Annotated in this window: 16 protein-coding genes; 6 read left to right on the top strand and 10 right to left on the bottom strand. The window is 65.6% G+C overall.

What is annotated here, in order from left to right; all coding sequences use genetic code 11:
* Window positions 1–31 precede the first annotated feature (31 nt).
* The 3 genes from QMG83_RS13475 to QMG83_RS13465 are packed head-to-tail and all read right to left on the bottom strand — an operon-like array spanning window position 32 to window position 3,257.
* Complete coding sequence (locus QMG83_RS13475; RefSeq protein WP_283505931.1) at window positions 32–1,300, bottom strand: ABC transporter substrate-binding protein; 1,269 nt, start codon at window positions 1,298–1,300, stop codon at window positions 32–34.
* Window positions 1,297–2,394, bottom strand: coding sequence for a branched-chain amino acid ABC transporter permease (locus tag QMG83_RS13470; RefSeq protein ID WP_283505930.1), 1,098 nt, complete (start codon window positions 2,392–2,394; stop codon window positions 1,297–1,299). Before QMG83_RS13470 ends, QMG83_RS13475 begins: the two co-directional genes overlap by 4 nt.
* Complete coding sequence (locus tag QMG83_RS13465) at window positions 2,391–3,257, bottom strand: branched-chain amino acid ABC transporter permease (RefSeq protein WP_283505929.1); 867 nt, start codon at window positions 3,255–3,257, stop codon at window positions 2,391–2,393. The genes QMG83_RS13470 and QMG83_RS13465 overlap by 4 nt, the downstream gene beginning before the upstream one ends.
* Before the next feature lie 159 nt (window positions 3,258–3,416).
* Here QMG83_RS13465 and QMG83_RS13460 point away from each other — a divergent pair, with 159 nt between their 5' ends.
* Window positions 3,417–4,589 (top strand): Gfo/Idh/MocA family protein, encoded by a 1,173-nt coding sequence (locus tag QMG83_RS13460; RefSeq protein ID WP_283505928.1) that lies wholly within the window; start codon window positions 3,417–3,419, stop codon window positions 4,587–4,589.
* Window positions 4,590–4,619: 30 nt separating this feature from the next.
* Window positions 4,620–5,630, top strand: coding sequence for a sugar phosphate isomerase/epimerase family protein (locus QMG83_RS13455; RefSeq protein WP_283505927.1), 1,011 nt, complete (start codon window positions 4,620–4,622; stop codon window positions 5,628–5,630).
* A 72-nt stretch (window positions 5,631–5,702) separates the two neighbouring features.
* Here QMG83_RS13455 and QMG83_RS13450 read toward each other — a convergent pair whose 3' ends face one another.
* The 5 genes from QMG83_RS13450 to QMG83_RS13430 are packed head-to-tail and all read right to left on the bottom strand — an operon-like array spanning window position 5,703 to window position 10,994.
* Window positions 5,703–6,374, bottom strand: coding sequence for a GntR family transcriptional regulator (locus QMG83_RS13450; RefSeq protein WP_283505926.1), 672 nt, complete (start codon window positions 6,372–6,374; stop codon window positions 5,703–5,705).
* Window positions 6,375–6,419: 45 nt separating this feature from the next.
* Entirely contained in the window at window positions 6,420–7,337 is a 918-nt protein-coding gene (locus tag QMG83_RS13445) for a creatininase family protein (RefSeq protein ID WP_283505925.1), read from the bottom strand.
* Window positions 7,334–8,560: a Tm-1-like ATP-binding domain-containing protein gene (locus QMG83_RS13440; protein WP_283505924.1), complete on the bottom strand. Its 1,227-nt coding sequence runs from the start codon at window positions 8,558–8,560 to the stop codon at window positions 7,334–7,336. The genes QMG83_RS13445 and QMG83_RS13440 overlap by 4 nt, the downstream gene beginning before the upstream one ends.
* 12 nt (window positions 8,561–8,572) lie before the next feature.
* Window positions 8,573–9,475, bottom strand: coding sequence for a sugar phosphate isomerase/epimerase family protein (locus QMG83_RS13435; protein ID WP_283505923.1), 903 nt, complete (start codon window positions 9,473–9,475; stop codon window positions 8,573–8,575).
* A 34-nt stretch (window positions 9,476–9,509) separates the two neighbouring features.
* Entirely contained in the window at window positions 9,510–10,994 is a 1,485-nt protein-coding gene (locus tag QMG83_RS13430) for an FAD-binding oxidoreductase (RefSeq protein WP_283505922.1), read from the bottom strand.
* Window positions 10,995–11,256: 262 nt separating this feature from the next.
* Between QMG83_RS13430 and QMG83_RS13425 the strand changes: the two genes are divergently transcribed.
* Complete coding sequence (locus tag QMG83_RS13425) at window positions 11,257–11,607, top strand: hypothetical protein (RefSeq protein ID WP_283505921.1); 351 nt, start codon at window positions 11,257–11,259, stop codon at window positions 11,605–11,607.
* 176 nt (window positions 11,608–11,783) lie between these two features.
* Here the strand turns inward: QMG83_RS13425 and QMG83_RS13420 are convergent, their stop codons facing one another.
* Both QMG83_RS13420 and QMG83_RS13415 read right to left on the bottom strand, forming a co-directional pair.
* On the bottom strand, window positions 11,784–12,716 hold the full coding sequence (locus QMG83_RS13420) for a M56 family metallopeptidase (protein WP_283505920.1): 933 nt from the start codon (window positions 12,714–12,716) through the stop codon (window positions 11,784–11,786).
* Between the two features lie 5 nt (window positions 12,717–12,721).
* Window positions 12,722–13,069, bottom strand: a complete 348-nt coding sequence (locus QMG83_RS13415; protein ID WP_283505919.1) for a BlaI/MecI/CopY family transcriptional regulator — start codon at window positions 13,067–13,069, stop codon at window positions 12,722–12,724.
* A 169-nt stretch (window positions 13,070–13,238) separates the two neighbouring features.
* Here QMG83_RS13415 and QMG83_RS13410 point away from each other — a divergent pair, with 169 nt between their 5' ends.
* From QMG83_RS13410 to cydD, 3 genes are read left to right on the top strand one after another with little or no spacing between them, the layout of a single operon-like run.
* Window positions 13,239–14,822, top strand: a complete 1,584-nt coding sequence (locus QMG83_RS13410; protein WP_283505918.1) for a cytochrome ubiquinol oxidase subunit I — start codon at window positions 13,239–13,241, stop codon at window positions 14,820–14,822.
* A gap of 9 nt (window positions 14,823–14,831) precedes the next feature.
* Window positions 14,832–15,863, top strand: coding sequence for a cytochrome d ubiquinol oxidase subunit II (gene cydB, locus QMG83_RS13405; RefSeq protein ID WP_283505917.1), 1,032 nt, complete (start codon window positions 14,832–14,834; stop codon window positions 15,861–15,863).
* Window positions 15,860–19,174: a thiol reductant ABC exporter subunit CydD gene (gene cydD / locus QMG83_RS13400; protein WP_283505916.1), complete on the top strand. Its 3,315-nt coding sequence runs from the start codon at window positions 15,860–15,862 to the stop codon at window positions 19,172–19,174. The genes cydB and cydD overlap by 4 nt, the downstream gene beginning before the upstream one ends.
* Window positions 19,175–19,185 lie beyond the last annotated feature (11 nt).

Genomic DNA, 19,185 nt, shown 5'->3' with positions numbered 1-19,185 from the left:
GCACTCGCGTACGCCGGCCCGGTACTGCTGTTTACGGGCAACCCTCGAAACGGTCGTAGACCGTGGTGCCCTGCGTGACGCCGGATGCCTCGCTGATGTTCTTCTGAACCAGCGTGCCCCCCTCGTCAAGAACTTCGATCAGGAAGTTGTCGACGATCGCCTGGCGGTTCTCGTCCATCGAGATCTGCCCGGTGGGCGAGTTCCAGTCGAGGCTGCCGAGAGCATCGCGCAGACCGGCGTGGCCGTCGCTCAGGTCGCCATCGACCTCCTGCAACCCGAGAACCAGCGACTGGAACGAGTTGTAGTAGAGGATGGAGAAGATGCTCGGGCTCGGGAAGGCATCGGGCTGCGTGACGTACGCATCCACGAACGGCTGCCACTCCGGGTTGTCGTACCCGGCACCGGGCACCGGTCCACCCGTGATGGTGCCGACAGCAGCAGACGCGATGTTCGCGTCACCGGAGAGGGCGGTCGTGTCTACCGCGATTGACCCGCCGACGAGCGGAAGGTCTACGCCGTTGGTGACGGCCTGCGACAGGAACGACGCAGCGTCAGCGCCGCCGAGTCCCACATAGACGGCGTCCGTGTCTGCAGGAATCTGAGCGATGATCGTGGCGTAGTCGGTGGTGCCGACGGGCACCCATGAGTTGCCGTTCACTTCGCCACCGGCCGCGCAGAACTCGGAGAAGAATCCTCCGGCGTTGTCGTAGGGGAACGAGTAGTCTTCGGCGATCGAGTAGATCTTCTTGTAACCCTTTTCGTCGTAGGCGTAGTCGCCGAGGCCACCCATCCACATCGCCGAGTCGCCGTGGAAGCGGAAGAAGTTCTCTGCGCCCTCGAGCGTCATTCCGACGGGGCTGGCTGAACCGTTGACGAAGGTCACTTCGGGAACCGTCAGTGCGTACTGCACGACAGCCTCACCCTCGTCACCGGAGACCGGGCCGAACACGATGTCGACGTCGTCGTTCTCGACGAGCTTCTTTACCTGGGTCTGCGCCGATCCCGAGGTTCCGTCGGTGCCTGCGTAGATGATCTCGATGGACTTGCCGCCGATCTCACCGCCGTCGACGGTTCCCCCGATTGCCTCCATCGCGACAGCGATTGCGGCCTTGGCCTCGCCCATACCGAATGCGAGGTTTCCCTCAGAGGTCGCGAGCACGCCGATCTTGATCGTGTCGCCGCCGGCATCGCCGCCACCGTCGCCACCACTGCCGCCAGTGCTACAGCCGGTTACGCCGAGGACCACGACTGCTCCGACGGCGAGCGTCGGGACCAGCCCTTTCCAGTTGTTCAGCATCATTGCTGCTTTCCTTTCGTGATTGCCTCACCCGTCGGCTGGGTCGCCGTCGGTTCTTGCTGCGGGTCATCGCCTGGGTCGGAAGCGTTCTTCCGCCTGCGATCGAAGGCCCGTTTTACCTGCGCCCCGATGCCGGCGATGCCCGCCGGCGCGAAGAGCAGGACGAGGATGAACACGATCCCGGTGAGGGTCATGTACCTGTCTGTGAAGTCCTGAGCAAAGTTGTCGAGCAGGGTCAGGATGATCGCGCCGATGAACACGCCACCGAGTGAGCCGATCCCGCCGATGACCGCCACGACCAGCACGTCGAGGGTGGAACCGAGGCTGACGACATCCGGATCGATCTGTGCGCGGTCGAAGACGAGCACAACCCCGCCGATCGACGCGATGAACGCAGAGAAGGTGATCGCGGCGATCCGGTACCTGTTGACCTTGTAGCCGAGGGCCGCCATGCGCTCCGGGCTGTCCCTGATGCCCTGCAGCGCCATCCCGAATGTGGATGCCGCGACATACCGGCAGAGCAGGAAGCAGATCACCGCGGCGAGCAGCGCGGCGAAGTAGAACGTCGTGATGTCGTTGAGGTTGATGATCTCGAGGTCTGGCTTCTTGATCGGTGCAAGCCCTCGACGGGCGTTCGTGACTTCGATGGCCTGTGAGGCGTACGAGTAGAACACCTGGCCAAGCGCGAGCGTGATCATGAGGAAGTAGATGGCCTTGGTGCGGGCCGCGATAAGCGCCACGAGGAATCCCGCGACCGTGCCGGCGGTGATACCCACGGGGATGGCGATGAAGAACGGCTGATCCAGCGTCACCATCACGTAGCCGACGCCGTACGCCGAAATGCCGGCGATGGTGACCTGCGCGAGCGAGAGCAGACCAACATACCTGTTCAGGAATACAAGGCTCATGGCGATGATGCCGAGCCACAGGCTGCGCACACCGATGTTGGGCAGCCAGAACCGCGGGCGATCCACGACGTAGGGGAACAGCAGCGCCAGCCCCAGCACCACCACCCATCCGATCCAGCTGTAGCGGGCCCAGAGGGACCGGGATCGTCCGGTCGCAGTTGGGGTTACGAGAGTCTCTGGCGCGGTCATGTTGCCGACCTCCTGCCCAGGATGCCCTGGGGTCTGATGGCAAGCACCACGACCATGAGTGCGAAGGTCAGCACGAGCGAGTACGTCGGCGCATAGACGAGTGCGAACTGCGACACGATGCCGACGAGCGCTGCGCCGATAGCAGCTCCCGGCACACTGCCCATGCCGCCCACGATCACGACCACAAGCGAGAAGAGAAGGTAGCTGCCGTCCTGTCCGGGCAGGAGCGGGAACAGGGTTCCGCCCACGACTCCGGCGAATCCGGCGAGCGCCGAGCCGAGGAAGAAGATCGATGCGAAGACCACTCGCACGTTCACGCCGGTCGCCGAGGTCATCTGGGAGTCGTCCACACCGGCCCTGACGATCGATCCGTACCGGGTCTTGTTGATGAAGAGAGTCAGACCGACGCCGACCAGCACGGCCACGAGGAGGATCAGCAGGCGGATGAGCGGGTAGCTCCCCAGACCGGGTAGCGGCAGTCCGACCTGGAAGGCTGCCGGGATCGCGACCTGGGTGGCGGTACCGCCGAACACCGCGAGCATGAGGTCGGTGCCGATCAGCGAGACGCCGAGGGTGACGAGCGCGACGCGCATGTCGTCATCCTGGAATCGACGGATGAGCACCTGATGGATGATGAGGCCGAGGACACCGACCGCAATAGCGGCTCCGAGCGCTCCCAGAAGCCAGTTTCCGGTCTCGCGGGCAATGACGTACCCGATGTATCCGCCGAGGAGGTAGCTGGTGCCGTGGGCCATGGTGATGACGCGCATGAGTCCGAAGATCAGGGTCAGCCCGCTGGCCACCAGGAAATAAACGGCGGCAAGGGTCAACCCATTCAACGCGATGAGTAAAAATTGATCCATGTCACCTGTCTCACAACTCTGTGAATCACCATTCAATCCGGGACACGAAAATGTATCCCGCCTTGTATACAAGTAGTTGTACACTAGAGCCAGCAGGTATCCGTGTCAATCGGCAGCCGGATTCCCCAACACAATCGCAACGAAGCGAAAGGGCACACCATGGCCAATTCCCCACTTCGAGTCGCCTCGATCGGATACGCGTTTATGGGCAAGGCCCACTCGCAGGCGTGGCGAAACGTCGCATCCTATTTCGACGTGCCGCCTGTCGAACAAGCAGTACTTGTTGGGCGGCAACCAGACGCGGTGAAGGCAGCCGCGCAGAAGCTTGGCTGGTTGTCGACGGCGAGCGACTGGCGTGAGGTGATCGCCAGGGACGACATCGACATCGTCGACATTTGCGCCCCCGGCCGCATGCACGCCGAGGTGGCCATCGCGGCACTCGAGGCCGGCAAGCACGTCATCGTCGAGAAGCCCCTGGCCAACAGCGTGGAGGAGGCCCAGCGGATGGCGGCGGCGTTCGAGGCCGCCGAGGCCCGCGGCCAGCATGCGATCGTCAACTTCAACTATCGGCGGGTGCCAGCGCTCGTTGTTGCTCAACGGCTCATCGCAGACGGACGGATCGGGACCATCCGGCACGTGCGCGCCGCCTACCTGCAGGACTGGCTGACAGACTCATCTGGCCCCATGAGCTGGAGATTGCGCAAAGAGGATGCCGGCAGCGGCGCCCTCGGCGATCTCGGCTCCCATGTCGCCGACATCGTGCAGCATGTTACCGGGCAGAACATTCTGGCGATCTCTGGCGGCCTGCGTACCTTTGTCACCGAACGACCGGCCGGTGACAGCGGAGGCGGAGGAATCCTGGGCTCAGGTGGCGGCGGTCCGCTGGAGCCGGTGACGGTGGATGACGCGGCATGGGGCACCGGGGAACTCTCCGGAGGTGCTGTGGTTCAGATGGAGGTGACCCGCATGGCCCTCGGCAGGAAGAACGGGCTCACCCTCGAGATCTACGGAGACCGGGGGGCGATCACCTTCGACCTCGAAAATCTCAACGAGTTGCAGTTCTTCGATGGACGCGACGCCGCCGGTGAGCAGGGCTTCCGGCGCATCCTCGTGACCGAAGCCGACCACCCCTACGTGGGAGCATGGTGGCCGGATGGTCACATCATCGGATGGGAGCACAGTTTCACCCACCAGTTCGCGGAGTTCCTGTGGAGCATCCGCGACTCCACCCCATCAACTCCCTCGTTCGCGGAAGGCTTGCGCGTGCAGCGCGTGCTGGCCGCGATCGAGGAAAGCGCCAGCAACAGCGGTTCGTATATCCGGCTCGACTGACACCGTCACCACCCCGCAAAGGAGCAAAGAATGAGTAGTCACCCCGTTACCCTGTTCACCGGCCAGTGGGCCGACCTGCCTCTGGAGGAGGTTGCGAAGCTCGCGAGCGGATGGGGTTACGACGGCCTCGAGCTCGCGTGTTGGGGTGACCACCTCGACCCGTGGCGCGCCGCCGAAGACGACGCCTACGTGCAGTCGCGCCTCGACATCCTCGACAAGTACAACCTCAAGCTCTTCGCCATCTCGAACCACCTCAAGGGACAGGCCGTCTGCGACAACCCGATCGACTTCCGGCACAAGGCCATCGTCGGCGCGAAAGTCTGGGGCGACGGTGATGGCGAGGGGGTGCGCCAGCGCGCGGCAGAAGAGATGAAGATGACCGCGATCGCCGCCCGCAAGCTCGGCGTCGACACGGTCGTCGGGTTCACCGGCTCAAGCATCTGGCAGTACGTCGCGATGTTCCCGCCCGTCGGGCAGGACGTCATCGACGCCGGCTATGAAGACTTCGCCACCCGGTGGAATCCCATCCTCGACGTCTTCGACTCGGAAGGGGTTCGTTTCGCGCACGAGGTTCACCCCTCTGAGATCGCCTACGACTACTGGACGACGGTCAAGACCCTCGAGGCGATCGGTCACCGCGAGGCCTTCGGGCTGAACTGGGACCCCTCACACATGGTGTGGCAGGGGCTCGACCCCGTGGGGTTCATCCTCGACTTCGCTGACCGGATCTACCACGTCGACTGCAAAGACACCCGGATGCGCATGGGCAACGGCCGCAACGGGGTTCTTGGATCGCACGGCGCCTGGGCCGACCCGCGGCGCGGCTGGGACTTTGTGTCGACCGGCCGCGGCGACGTGCCGTGGGAGGACGCGTTCCGCGCACTCAACTCGATCGGCTACAACGGGCCGATCTCGGTGGAGTGGGAGGATGCCGGCATGGATCGGCTTGAGGGCGCACCCGCCGGCCTCGCCTACGTTCGCTCGCTGCTCTGGAATGTGCCGACCGGATCGTTCGACGACGCCTTCGCCGCGAAAGACTAACTCCAGCAACGACTCCGGGCTCACACCAGGGACAGCCGCCCAGCGGATGTCCCGGGTGTGAGCCCGAGGTGGTTAATCTCCGAGGATGGCGGCAGCCGACTCGAGCATTTCGATCATCCGGCGACGCATGTGCCCGATGTGCTCTTTGACCGCAGGCTCGATCGCCTCGTAGTCGTGGGAAATGATCGCGTTGGCCAGCACCAGGTGCTCGCTGGAGCACGCCTCGAGTCGGGACTGCAGCGACGTTGCGCGCATCCAGAACCGCTGCACGCGCCGACGGGTCTCTTTGACCGTCTCGGCGACGAGCTGATTGCCCGCAATCGAGTTGACGGTGCGGTGGAAGGCAAGATCGGCCGCAGACCAGGACTCGCGGTCATCCTCTTTCGCGGCCCGCTGCATCTCGGCGACGCTCTGCTTCAGGAGCTCGGTTTCGTCGTCGGTCAGCTTGCTCGAAGCCTTGCGGCAGATGTAGGTATCGAGCACCTCGAGCAGGTCGCAGGCATCGTTGACTTCGGCGATCGTCAGCTGCGAGACGGCGAAGCGCGCGTTGTCTGTGCGCTTGACGAGCCCCTCTTTCTCGAGGCGCTGCAACGCTTCGCGCACCGGTGTGCGGCTGATCCCGAGCTGGGTCGCAATACGGTTCTCCGACAGCGGCGCCCCCGACCGGATCTTGAAACCGGTGATTTCACCGAGCAGCCACTCGTAGGCGCTATCTACCCGCGAACCCGCATCGTCAAGAGTCATGCCGTACCCATTTCGTAATCAGGCAACTATAGCCAGAGGAAACACTCACATTGTGCGCTCAATGAATTCGCGGGTGTGCACGTTGACGGGCACCTTCTGCAACTCAAGGATGCCGCGCGCAACGTGCTCGCTGAGCCGACGGAACGACTCCTCGCCCTTCTCGGCGGTGGCCCGCATCGGGTTGCCGATGATGCCGTTCTCGACGAACTCGTGGTGGTCCATCGGAAAGCTGAAGTACTGGTACCCCTCGAACTCTGCGTCCGGCATCCCATCGTCCTTGCTGAACGACTTGGGCAGGAACTCGGGGATGTGCGCCCGCGTGTCGACCGCGCGCTCCATGCGCACCAGGTCGGGGTTCCACGCCATGTCCTGCGAGGTCTCGAGCTCGCTCGAGTGCCAGCCTGGGGTTTCCTCCGGCGGGTTCTCCATGAGCCCCTCGAGGATGCCCTCGTAGCGTTCCATGTACGGCTTGACGAAGGAGATGAGCGCTCCGGTCTCGTAGCGCAGCTTGCGCAGCACCGGGTCGACGACCTTGATGTTGGAACCGTGGCCGTTGATGAAGATGATGCGGTTGAACCCGTGGTGGATGAGGCTGCGTGCGACATCGTTCATGAGGTTCAGGAGGGTGGATGCCCGCAGGGTGACGGTTCCGCGACCCTGGCCCACCCCGTACATGTGCTGGGGCGAGTAGCCGGCCCAGATGGGCGGGGTGTGCAGCACACCAATCGCCTCCGAGACGCGCTCAGAAACCTCGACCGCCGTGATGGTGTCTGTGTAGAGCGGGAGGTGCGGGCCGTGCTGCTCGGTGCTCGCCATCGGAACGAGGATCGTGTCTTTGGTCTTGAGGTACTCCTCGATGTCTACGTAGGAGAGGTAGGCGTGGTTCCAGGAGCGGAACTTAGCGCGGAAGTCTTCGTCGCCCTCGGTGAGGCGGGCGATGGTGCGCTCGGGACGGGGGTTCATGGCTTCTCCTTGTTGATGAGTGACAGAAAGCGGTCGGCGGCAAGCCGGCCGAGGTCGGGGTCGTTGATGTGAAGGTCGACGGTTTCGATCGGGATGTCCGGCCGAAGGTTCTCGCGGAGTGCCGCGAGAAAGAGCGCATCACCCTCGGGATCCCAGAAGGGTCCGTCGGGGGTGGCGGGAATAGAGAGCCCGAGCATCGGCATGATTACCGCCGCCGGGGCGGTCGTCTCATTGACGCGCTCGGCAAAGATCCGGCCGAGCTGCGCCTTCTCGTCGTGGGTCGCACGCACCAGGGTGTACTCGGGGTTGTGGTCGTAGACGGGGCGAGCGCGCATCGAGGCCGGAATCGAGCCGGCCGCCCACACGGAGAAGTCCATGCAGCCGGGTACGAGCACCTGGGGCAGGCCGAGACGGCCCACCGTCGCGAGCCTGTCTGGTCCTCCATTGTGGATGCCGCCCACGAGTGGGTCGTTAATCTCGTTGGTCGTGTAGTCGATCACACCCACGAACTGGCCCTCGCCCGCCAGCTCTTCCATGGCGCGACCGCCCACACCGTTGGAGTGGAAGACGACAGTCTCGATTCCGTTCTCGGCGAGACGATCCTTGAGCGCTCCGACCGCGGCGGTGGTGTTGCCGAGCATCGTTGTCGCGACGAACTTCTGCCCCTGCGCGGGGCGGGTCAGTGGATGCCCGTGCGCGAGCATCCCGAACATCGCAGCGGCGACGTTGTCGAACACGGTGGTCGAGACGGGGTTGAGGCCGAGGATGTCGACGACTGAGTGAACCACCATGACGTCTTTTGTGCCGACATAGGGGCCGAACTCGTGGTGTCCGGATGCCGTGGGCGCGACGACGATCTTGGGCACGCCGACGGGCAACTCCTGGATGGCGGCCGCACCCATCACGGAGCCGACGCCACCCACACTGATGCCGCCGATGATCTCGCCGGCCGCGAACCGCTCCCGCACCAGGTCACGCACCAGCTCACGCATGGTCTCTACCGCACGACCGCGCGTTCCGGAGCCCTGCAGCTGGGCGAGGGTGATGCCACCTCGCCCAGCCAACTCGGAGTGGCTCACATCCGGCACGATGCCCACAGGTTCGCCGAGGATTCCGGAGTCAACGACGAGCGTCTCGAGGCCGAGGATGTTCAGCCTGTCGCGCAGGTACGCAACCTCCGGCCCCTTGGTGTCGAGCGTTGCGACGATGACTACTTTGCCCATGAGTTCAGTCGGCTACCAGGTGTCGTTGATGAGCGGCAGCAGCGTTTCGCTGTTGACCTTCACCAGCCAGTCGTAGAACTCCTCGGTGAGGATCGACGAACCGTGGTCGATGATGAACTTGAGCTGGTCCGCGGGAATGTCGAGCCCCTCGAGGTTGGTCTCGAGCGCGTTCGGGTACTTGTTGGCCGGGGTGCGGTCAACCGGTGCCACGAACTCGGCGGTGAGCGCACCGTCGTAGCCGACCTCCTTCAAGGTGGCGATGACCTTGTTCCAGTCGTAATCTCCGTAGCCGGCGGGCATGCGGTTGTTGTCGGCGACGTGGAAGTCGACGAGCTTGTCGCCCACCAGACGGATCGACTCGAAGAGGTCCTTCTCCTCGATGTTGATGTGGAACGCATCGAGAACGACACCCAGGTTCGGGCCGACCGCGTCACACAGCGCCAGTGCCTGCTCTGCGCGGGTGATGAGGTAAGACTCGAAGCGGTTGAGTGGCTCGATTCCGACGCGCACTCCCTTCGCCTCGGCCACTTCATAGATCTCGGAGACACCCTCGACGAGCCACTTCCACTCGTTCTCGGGGGTCGAATCTGGCGTGATCTTGCCAACCTCGCCGGGAACGAGGGTGAGGATCTTGCCGTCGAGGTCGGAGACCAACCCGATGCAGTCCTTCACGTACTGAACGCTCTTGGCGCGGGTTGCCTCGTCGCCCGACTGCATGTTGCGGCCGCCGACCATGAGGGTCACCGAGCCCCAGCAGTTGAGTCCGTAGTGGTCGAGCAGGCCGCGTACGTGCTTGGCATCGTACTTCTCGGCCTCACCCGAGATCTCGATCGACTTGTAGCCGTACTTCGCGAGTCGCGCGATCGTGGTCTCGATCGGCTCAGCGCGCATCCAGTTATGCATTGACAGGTGCATCACACACTCCTCTTTGAGTTGGGTTTTGTTGCTTCTACCACTTGCTGTTGCGAGGGGGGCCGAACCCGAGCTTGCCCGGGTTCATGATCCCATCCGGATCCCACGCATCCTTGAGTTGGCGCATCAGTTCGAAACCGTGGCCATACTGCGGACGCATGAAGCGCCCCAGTTTGATTCCGACACCGTGGTGGTCGTTGAGAACGCCACCATTCTCCATGCCGGTCAGGATGCCTGCATCCCAAAGTCGGTCATGAAGATCCATCGCTTCGGCCGGATCGGTCGGTGGCTCATCGACATAGAAGCGGTCGTAGAGCATGGCGCCCCAGTCGTACCAGTGCGACAGATGGGCGGTGTAGCGCGCACCGTACTCGCTGAACTTCTCTTCGATGACCTGCTTCTTTGCGCGATAGATGTTCGGGATGTCCACGAACCGAGCGACCTGGTCGAAGGTGCCGTACATCAGTGGAGGCTGCGGCAGCTTGCCCTTCGCGTACGGCTCGTACTTGCCGTCCCACCAGGTCTGGCCGACGTCGGGCCCGAGGCTCGACCCGCCGGCCTTCTCGACGAGGGCCGTGATGGCCTTTGTCTCGTAGTCGACGAGTTCTTTGCTGCCGTCGCACATGATGACCATCAGGGTTCCGGTGAACGGGGTGCCCACCCAGTCCTGCAGCTTCTTGCTGTCGGCTTCGTCGTAGAGACGGATGACCGCAGGGCGGAGCCGGTTCGTCATGATGAGCCGGCCGGCCTCGATACCCGCAAAAATGTCGGGGAAGCTGAACGACAGGAAGCCCCTCGACTCGGGCAGCGGGTCGACGCGCAGGCTGGCCTGGGTGATGACTCCGAGGGTGCCCTCCGAGCCGACGAACGACTGGAGCAGGTCGGATCCCGCGGCGTGACTCGGCACGGCCAGAGTCTTGACGGTCTTGCCGGGAGGTACGACGACTTCGAGCTGAAGAACCTGGTCTTCGGCCTTGCCGTACTTCGTGCTTACGACGCCGGAGCCACGCGCGGCGATGAAGCCGCCGATGGTGGCACCCAGGTGATACGAGCCGGGGTAGTGGGCGAGCGTGAGGCCCTTCTCATTGAGCTCAGCCTCGAGAGTGGGCCCATCGATGCCGGCGCCGACCGTGACGACGAGGCTCTTTTCGTCGATGTCCACGATGTCGGTGAGTCTGGTCAGGTCTAGCGAGATTCCGCCGTACGGAGCGAAGGTGCCACCCTGGGTGCCGCTGCCGCCGCCCCGGGTCGTGACAGGGATGCGGTAGTCCGAGGCGATCTGAATGACGCGCTCGACCTCGGCGGTGTTCGCCGGCGTGACCGCGATGTCGGCGGAGGGCTGCTCGAGGTTCTTGAAGGCGAGGTACTTGGAGTACCACGACCAGTCTGCGGCCTGGGCCTGAAGTTCTGTCGCCTCCGTGCTGACGTTCGCCGCACCGATGGCCGCGGAAAGTTCTCGGACGATCTGGCCCCGAAGGTAGCTGGTGCCGCTCACCCCGTCGGACTCTGGTGTCTGGCTCACAGGACTCCTTAGGTTCTGGAGGCACCGTGGCGCAGGCAGTGAGCCGGTCAACGGTGACCTTGTATCCGTATCTGTATACAAGTCAGAACACTATGGGGTGTTCGTGGGTCTGTCAACAGGACGCCCGCCGGGTCGTGGCGACCAAACCCGTGCTACTCGCGCATTGACGACCTAGCATGGAGAGGGCACGCGCCGCCGGATTCCCCACAAAGCCCTCACCACGGGGGCGGTGGTGGGCGGCAACAATTGCCGGGAGGCGACCATGCAGGTCATCGTCAACACCGATAGCAACATCACTCTCAATCAGCAGAAGCTCGACGAGTTGGCGTCGGTGGTGGAAACCTCTCTCGGGCATTTCGGCGCCCACCTGACCAGGGTCGAGGTGCACCTGACCGACGAGAGCGCCGGCCGCAGCACAGGCGACGACATCAGTTGCCGACTCGAAGCTCGGCCCGAGGGCCGAAATCCGGAATATGTCACTGACAACGCCTCAGCGGTCGATGATGCCGTCAGGGGTGCCCTCAAGAAGATGCGGAGCGTGCTGGATTCCACCTTCGGCCGTCGTGACCAACACAAGGGCAGCACGCCGATGGGTGGTCCCGAACCTCGCTAGGGCGCCTGGCTCGGGCCGGCACGTGGGCCGCTCTCCTTCCGAAATGACGGAGACACGCCGCATCGCGCCCGAGCACACCCCCGGAACTCCGCGCCGGAGCAATCCGATCTCCGTCATTTCGGAAGGGGCCGGAGCGGGGGCGGGAGGGGCGGGCAGGAATGGGTCGCGCCGCGCCGCTAGGGCGCGAGCAGCGACACCCCCGGCGCGAACAGCAACGCCGTGGGCACCAGCAGGAGCGCGACCGCGGCGGCCATGACCGCAACCCTGGCGACAGTCGACAGGGGGCGGGAGTCGAGCCGCGCGATGCGGTTGCGAAGTTCATCGGTGGATGCCGCATCCCCCCAGTCACCCGGCGACGCAGCCAGCGGAGCCCCGCCTCGCTCCGCGCCGACGAGCACGATGGCCCGCGCCAGCACGGAGTCTGGCACGACCTGGCGTGCACGATCGTCGGCGAGCATCTCGATGAGCAGCCCGACCTCGCGCTGGGCGCGGAACGCGATCGGAAACCAGGGAAGGGAGGCGTACCAGGCTCGGAAAGCAACGAGTACGACATCGTGCCGCTGGCTCACGTGTGCCTTCTCGTGTTCGATTACCGCTGTCATTTCGTCGCCGTCCAGCAGCGCGACCAGTCCGGCAGACACGACGGTGACCGAGGTAACCGCGCCGGGCAGGCAGTATGCGACGGGAGCTGGGCTGTCGAGCAGCCTCGCTCCGGGAACGAGCTCGAGGGGCGAACTGAGCAGGTGCACAAGCTGGGCGTGACGGCGGCGCTGGCGCTCCGACCTGACGACGGTGAGCGCGAGGTTCAGCAGCAGGTGAAAGGCGAGAAGCGCGGCGCCGGCGAGCGCGAGGGCGTTGGTCAGCGGAACCGCCAGAAAGCCTCGGGCGGCAAACCCGGCGGCTCCCGAGAGCAGATCGTCACCGAACGGCGCGAGTCCGAAGGCGAGGAGGGCACCGATCATCGACAGCCCGCCGGCGATGGCGATGGACTGCCACAGCAGCAGGGCGGCGGCGGGGGCACGTGCGGGCCACGACGCGCGAGCCAGCAGCAGCGGTACCGGCACCGCAAGGGCTATCGCGAGCGCTGCGAGCGCCAGCGGCGCGACCATCGCGCTTAGTGCCCGTCGAGAATGCGGCGGAGAGTGTCGGCTTCTTCGGCGCTGACCTGACCAACGAACCTCTCGAGCACGGCCGTTCGATTCGACGCTCCCCCGAGCACCTCATGCATAAGCTCGGCCATGTGTTCTTCGCGGTCGGCCGCCGCGCTGTACCGGTGGGGGCGGGAGGCGCGATCCCTTGCCACGAAGCCCTTCTTCTCAAGCCGCGACAGCACGGTGAGAATCGTCGTCGGTGCAAGCTTCCGCTCGGGCATGGCGTCTTGAAGGTCGTAGGCCGACAGAGTTTCGTCTGCCGCCCAGAGCACATCCATGATCGATCGCTCAAGCTCGCCCAGTGTTGCCATACCTGAAATTCTACCCCACGTAGAAATATGTGCTGCGCCGTGTCAAAATAGTTCTACGGCTCGTAGAAATGGAAACGGGGACCAAAGGCCCTGTCGAGCGGTTCACCCCGTCGACATGATGGGACGCGGTCGCCGAGAATACGGCCCGGAAACCACGGAGGCATTGCGGATGGATCCACTCGAAATCGCACGATGGCAATTCGGTATTACCACCGTGTACCACTTCGTCATGGTTCCCCTCACCCTCGGCCTCGGCCCTTTGGTCGCCATCATGCAGACCATGTGGGTGCGCACGGCCAACGAGAAGTACCTTCGCATGACGAAGTTCTGGGGCAAGCTCTACCTGATCAACTTCATCATCGGCGTCGCCACCGGTCTCGTGCAGGAGTTCCAGTTCGGCATGGCGTGGAGCGAATACTCCAGGTTCGTCGGCGACGTCTTCGGCGCACCGCTGGCGATGGAAGGGCTGCTCGCCTTCTTCTTCGAGTCGACCTTCCTCGGCCTGTGGATCTTCGGCTGGGGTCGGCTCCCCAAGAAGGTGCACCTCGCTGCCCTGTGGATCGCGGTGGCGGGTTCCATCGCATCCGCCTTCTTCATCATCGTCGCGAACTCCTGGATGCAGCACCCCGTCGGCGTCGAACTCATCGACGGCCGACCCGTCATGACCGACATCTGGGCAGTGCTGACCAACAACACCGCCCTCACCGCCTACAGCCACACGATCATGGGCGCCCTCGCCGTCGGCGCCGGCTTCCTGGTCGGCATTTCCTGGTACCAGCTCTGGCAGCGTCGGCGTGACGGAATCGACACAGTGGATGCCCGCGGCCGGGTCGTCGTCGGTGAACGGCTCGACATCCCGGGCCGCGACCGCGTCGACCACTCGGTGTGGATCAGAAGCCTCCGGATCGGTGCCGTCGTCGCGATCATCGGCTTCGGCGGAGTGGCGCTGACCGGCGACCTGCAGGCCAAGCTCATGTTCGAACAGCAACCGCTCAAGATGGCCGCAGCCGAGGCCGCCTGCCAAGACGGCACGAGCTTCTCGGTGCTGTCGATCGGCAACCTCGGGGCGCAGAACTGCAACGAGGTCGCGGGGATCATCGAGATCCCCGGCATCCTGTCGTTCCTCGCCCACGGCGATTTCACGACCGAGATCAAGGGCGTGAACACCCTCATCCCCGAATATCAGGCCCTGTATGGCACCAACCTGCCCGACAACCCCCTCTACGGCGAGCGTGCCGGCCAGGAGATCAACTACCTCCCGATCATGGAGGTCACCTATTGGGGCTTCAGGCTGATGATCGGTTTCGGGATGCTCGCTGCCGGGTTCGCCGTGCTCACCCTGTGGCTGACCCGCAAGGGCACCGTGCCGCGATCGAAGCTGATGATGTGGACCGCGCTTACGAGCATTATGGCTCCCTTCGCCGCGAACATCGCGGGCTGGGTCTTCACCGAAATGGGCCGACAGCCGTTCGTGGTCGCCCCCAACCCGACGCCGGGCGGTGTCGATGGCGTGTTCATGTTCACCGCTGCCGCCGTCTCGCCGGGGGTCACGGGTGAGGAGATCGTGTTCTCGCTGGCTGCCTTCGCCGTGGTGTACGCCGTGATCCTCGTGTTCGAGCTGAAGCTGCTCGTGAAGTATGTGCGTGGCGGGGTGGCGTCCGCGATGCCCGAGCTGGCGCATCCGGGGCACGACGACGACCCGGACAAACCCGACGATCCCGACAAGCGCGACGTTCTCGCGTTTGCGTACTAGGAGGCTGACATGGAATTCCTGCCAACACTGTGGTTCGTCGCCATCGCGGCTCTCTGGATCGGCTACCTCCTGCTCGAAGGCTTCGACCTCGGGGTCGGGATGCACATGCTCGTGTCTGCGCGCACCGAGAAGCAGCGCAGGCTCATGTTGAACAGCATCGGGCCGGTGTGGGACGGCAACGAGGTCTGGCTGATCACCGCGGGGGCGGCAACCTTCGCAGCATTCCCGCTCTGGTACGCCTCCCTGTTTTCCACCCTCTACATCCCGCTGACGCTCACCCTGCTCGCGCTCATCTTTCGCGCCGTCGCCATCGAATACCGCGGCAAGGGTGACAGCGATCGCTGGCGCGCCTGGTGGGATCGTGCGCTCGGCATCGGCTCGTTCGTCACCGCCTTTGGGGTGGGCGCCATGCTCACCCTCACCACGACGGGCCTGCCGATCGACGCGAATGGTGACCGCGTCGGCGGGCCGTTCGCCTGGCTCAACGGGTACGCCATCCTGGGCGGGCTGGCCGTGATCGGCTTCTGCCTCGTGCACGGCGCCGTGTTCCTCAGCCTCAAGACGCTCGGCCCCGTGCGCGACCGCTCGCGTGCCTTCGTGGTGCGCTGGGCACCCGTCGCGCTGCTGCCGATCGTCGGCTGGGTGCTCGCGGTGCAACTCGCGTCGGGAACCGTCATCACCTGGGGGCTCGTCGTGCTGGCCGTGGCTGCTGTCGTCTACGGATGGGTAGCCGCCAGGGCCGGGCGGGAAGGCCGGGCGTTCGCCGGGATTGCCGCGTTCCTGGTGCTGGGCGCTGCATCCATCTTCGCCGCAGCCTTCCCCGTGGTGATTCCGTCGACGATCGACAGCGCGTTCGACCTGACCGTCACCAACGCTTCGAGCGGCGAATACACCCTCGGCGTGATGAGCGTCGTGACGGCGATCGGGCTGCCCCTCGTGTTGCTCTATCAGGGCTACACCTACTGGGTGTTCCGCCGCCGCCTCGCAGAAACACACCTCCCCGACGCGCATACCGTGCTTCCGGCGGTGGCATCGCGATGACCCTCGACCGGCGTCGCACCTTCGTCTTCGGCGTGCTGGCCGCGCTGAAGGCGGCGGCGCTCGTCGGTATGGCCGAGGCACTCGCCCGCGGAATTGTCTCGGTCATCGCCCGTGATGACGCTTGGCGGGATGCCATCACCCTCGGCCTCGCTGCGGCGCTGCTGCGCGCGCTCGTCACTTGGGCCGCGCAGTCGTACGCCACCCGTGCGGCCATCGGCGCCAAGGAGGAGCTGCGTCGGGAACTCGCCGGCAGGATGCTCGCCGGCAGCGACGTGGGCACGGGTTCGGCGACAGCGGTGGGCACGGTCGGACTCGACCAACTCGACAACTACTACCGCCTGGCGCTGCCCGCGGTCGTGACAGCGGCGACCATCCCGCTGCTCATCGGTGCGCGCATCCTCTTCGCAGACTGGGTGAGCGCGGTGATCATCGTGGTCACGGTTCCGCTCGTGCCGATCTTCATGGCGCTGGTCGGCATGCACACCCGCGACCGTGCGGATGCGGCATCCGCGACCCTGCAGCGACTCTCGGATCATCTGGTGGAGCTCGCGCGCGGCCTCCCCGTGCTCGTTGGACTCGGTCGGGTCGACGAGCAGTCCGAGGCCCTCCGGCAGGTGTCGACCGAGCATCGCGCGACGACCATGCTGACGCTGCGCACCGCGTTTCTCTCATCGCTGGTGCTCGAGCTCATCTCCACGATCTCCGTGGCCATCGTCGCCGTGTTCGTCGGGTTGCGGCTCGTCAACGGTGACATGCCCCTCGCGATCGGGCTGGTCGCACTTATTCTCGCTCCGGAATGTTTCGCACCGTTCCGCGAACTGGGCTCGGCATTCCATGCCTCGCAGGACGGTCTGGCCGCGCAACGTCGCGCCCGGTCGATCGCGGATGAGCCTCTTCCGACCGATGTGCGTGTTGCCGGAGAGCGGCTGCGGGTCGATGGCCTCGTCGTTCGCTACGCAGACCGCACCTCACCGATCATCGACGGTCTATCGCTCGCCTTCGAGCGCGGCTCGGTCACATCGATCGAGGGGCCGAGCGGTGCGGGCAAGTCGACGGTCCTCGGTGTGCTGGCCGGCATCGTCCCCGCAAATGACGGCGTGGTGACGGGCGTCGACCCGCTCACTGTCGCGTGGGCTCCCCAGCATCCGCGCACCGTCGCGGCGACCGTGCGCGACGAGATCGCCCTCTACTCCAGCGACAACGCCGACGTCACACGCGTCATCGCGCAGCTCGGTCTCTCCGCCGTTGCCAACGACGATCCCGAACGACTAAGCCCTGGTGAACTGCGTAGGGTAGGCGTCGCGCGCGCCCTCGTCCGGGTCGCTGGTGGCGCAGACATCCTGTTGCTGGATGAGCCCACCGCGCACCTGGACCCCGCCCACGCGCTGCTGGTCGAGCGCGCCATCGACGAGCTGCGCACGACCGTGACCATCGTTTTCGCGTCGCACGAAGCAGGCATGACCCGGCTGGCCGACCACCGGGTGCGGCTCGGCGCCCAGGGCGGATCGCGTGACGCGGCCTCGGCCGACCCGGCGACCATCACCCTTCCGGCTGAACCCGAAACGGCAAATGCCTCAACGGGCATATTCGCCGAGCTGGTCGCATTCGTGCGCCCGTCATTCGGCCGCATGCTCGCCGCCATCGCCCTCGGAACCGGCGCAGCGCTCTTCGCCGTCGCCCTCACCGCGCTGTCGGGATGGTTGATCGTGCGAGCGAGCGAGCAGCCACCGATCATGTACCTCACGGTGGCTATCGTGGGCGTCAGATTTTTCGGGATCGGCCGGGCCGTGCTCCGGTACAGCGAGCGACTGGTCACCCACGACGCCGTGCTCGGCTCCGTCACCACCCTCCGGCAGCGGCTGTGGACGGGGATCGCCACCACCGGCATCGCCTCGCGTTCGGCAGCCACCGGCGCCAACGCGCTCGATCATCTCGTCGCCGCAGCCGACAGGGTTCGTGACCTCGTTCCCCGCGTCGTGCTGCCCGCCAGCGTCGCAGCTATGACGGCGGTCGTTGCCATCGTCGCCACGGCCGCCCTGCACCAGGACGCCGTTCCCATCGTGGTCGGGGTCATCCTCGTCAGCCTCATCGTCGCTCCCGCCGTCGCCGTCGTCGCAGACCGCTCGGCCGCGCGAGGAACAGCCACCGCGCAAACTGCCGTCGTGCGCCACTTCAGCGCCATGGTCGGTGCGGCACCCGACCTTCGCGCCAATGGAATCGCCGAGCGGGTGCTCGCGCGGCTGGACTCGCTCGACGCCGCGGCCGGCGCGCACGCCCGGCGGGGAGCGGCAGCCCTCGGTCTGGGCAACGGCATGGTCGTGCTGGCCTGCGGGGCGGCATCCATGCTGATGCTGCCCGCCACAGCGCAGGCCACAGCCGCCGGAACGTTGCCTGGCGCCATCGTGGCCGTGCTTGTACTGCTGCCGATCGCCCTCATCGAACCGCTCACCGGCATGGTCGAGGCCGTGCAACAGTGGCCAGCCCTGGCCGGGGCGCTCGCCAAAGTGCGCGCCATCACGAGCGCCCGCGCCGCGGCCGCCGGAACACTCCCGCTCGGCCCCATCGACACACTCGAGCTGCGCGGCCTCGCCGTGGGCTGGAACAACTCCACGAGCTTCGGTCCGATCACCGCAACGGCGCGCCGCGGTGACTGGATCGTTGCCGAGGGCCCGTCGGGCTCCGGCAAGTCGACCATGCTCGCGACGCTCATGGGCTTTCTGCCGGCGGCATCCGGAACCATCGTCGTCAACGGCATGGATGCCACCACCCTCGACCCGGCGTCGCTGCGGTCGCGCATCTCGTGGTGCCCGCAGGAGGCTCACCTGTTCGACTCCACCATCCGCGGAAACCTCCTGCTCGCCCGCGCGCGGGACGACCGCGCCAGCGATGCCGAGATGGTCGCGGCGCTGGCCACTGCCGGCCTCGGCGATCTCATGCGCTCACTGCCGCTCGGCCTCGACACCCGCACCGGCTCGCTGGGCGGCAGGCTCTCCGGTGGCGAGCGCCAGCGCCTCGCGGTCGCCCGAATGCTGCTCACCCGCTCCGACCTGGTGCTGCTGGATGAACCGACCGCCCACCTCGACGCTGCCAACGCCGAGCGGCTGATGTCGAACCTCCGCGCCGCCCTCGCCGACCGCATCGTCGTGCTGGTCAGCCACCACCCCGACGAGCGGCTGCCCGGGGACATCCCCGCCGCCCTCGGGCGCCCCGGCATCCCCGTCCCCGCCGCCCTCGGCCGCCCCGGCATCCCCGTCCCCGCCGCGCCCGCACCCCACATCCCCGCCGCCCTTGCGCAAACTGTCGCTACGTAGACGGCAAAACG

It is taken from the genome of Salinibacterium sp. G-O1, from assembly GCF_030063305.1.
Lineage (GTDB): Bacteria > Actinomycetota > Actinomycetes > Actinomycetales > Microbacteriaceae > Rhodoglobus.
The sequence above is the reverse complement of the archived record's forward strand: the minus strand, read 5'-3'. Positions and strand labels throughout refer to the sequence as shown.

Bases quoted from the DNA above. Each gene is read 5' to 3' on its own strand.
- QMG83_RS13410 (WP_283505918.1), top strand. From the start codon at position 13,239: ATGGATCCACTCGAAATCGCACGATGGCAATTCGGTATTACCACCGTG.
- QMG83_RS13455 (WP_283505927.1), top strand. From the start codon at position 4,620: ATGAGTAGTCACCCCGTTACCCTGTTCACCGGCCAGTGGGCCGACCTG.
- cydB (WP_283505917.1), top strand. From the start codon at position 14,832: ATGGAATTCCTGCCAACACTGTGGTTCGTCGCCATCGCGGCTCTCTGG.
- QMG83_RS13460 (WP_283505928.1), top strand. From the start codon at position 3,417: ATGGCCAATTCCCCACTTCGAGTCGCCTCGATCGGATACGCGTTTATG.
- QMG83_RS13415 (WP_283505919.1), bottom strand. From the start codon at position 13,069: ATGGCAACACTGGGCGAGCTTGAGCGATCGATCATGGATGTGCTCTGG.
- QMG83_RS13445 (WP_283505925.1), bottom strand. From the start codon at position 7,337: ATGAACCCCCGTCCCGAGCGCACCATCGCCCGCCTCACCGAGGGCGAC.
- QMG83_RS13440 (WP_283505924.1), bottom strand. From the start codon at position 8,560: ATGGGCAAAGTAGTCATCGTCGCAACGCTCGACACCAAGGGGCCGGAG.
- QMG83_RS13425 (WP_283505921.1), top strand. From the start codon at position 11,257: ATGCAGGTCATCGTCAACACCGATAGCAACATCACTCTCAATCAGCAG.
- QMG83_RS13470 (WP_283505930.1), bottom strand. From the start codon at position 2,394: ATGACCGCGCCAGAGACTCTCGTAACCCCAACTGCGACCGGACGATCC.
- QMG83_RS13435 (WP_283505923.1), bottom strand. From the start codon at position 9,475: ATGCACCTGTCAATGCATAACTGGATGCGCGCTGAGCCGATCGAGACC.
- QMG83_RS13475 (WP_283505931.1), bottom strand. From the start codon at position 1,300: ATGATGCTGAACAACTGGAAAGGGCTGGTCCCGACGCTCGCCGTCGGA.
- QMG83_RS13450 (WP_283505926.1), bottom strand. From the start codon at position 6,374: ATGACTCTTGACGATGCGGGTTCGCGGGTAGATAGCGCCTACGAGTGG.
- QMG83_RS13420 (WP_283505920.1), bottom strand. From the start codon at position 12,716: ATGGTCGCGCCGCTGGCGCTCGCAGCGCTCGCGATAGCCCTTGCGGTG.
- QMG83_RS13465 (WP_283505929.1), bottom strand. From the start codon at position 3,257: ATGGATCAATTTTTACTCATCGCGTTGAATGGGTTGACCCTTGCCGCC.
- cydD (WP_283505916.1), top strand. From the start codon at position 15,860: ATGACCCTCGACCGGCGTCGCACCTTCGTCTTCGGCGTGCTGGCCGCG.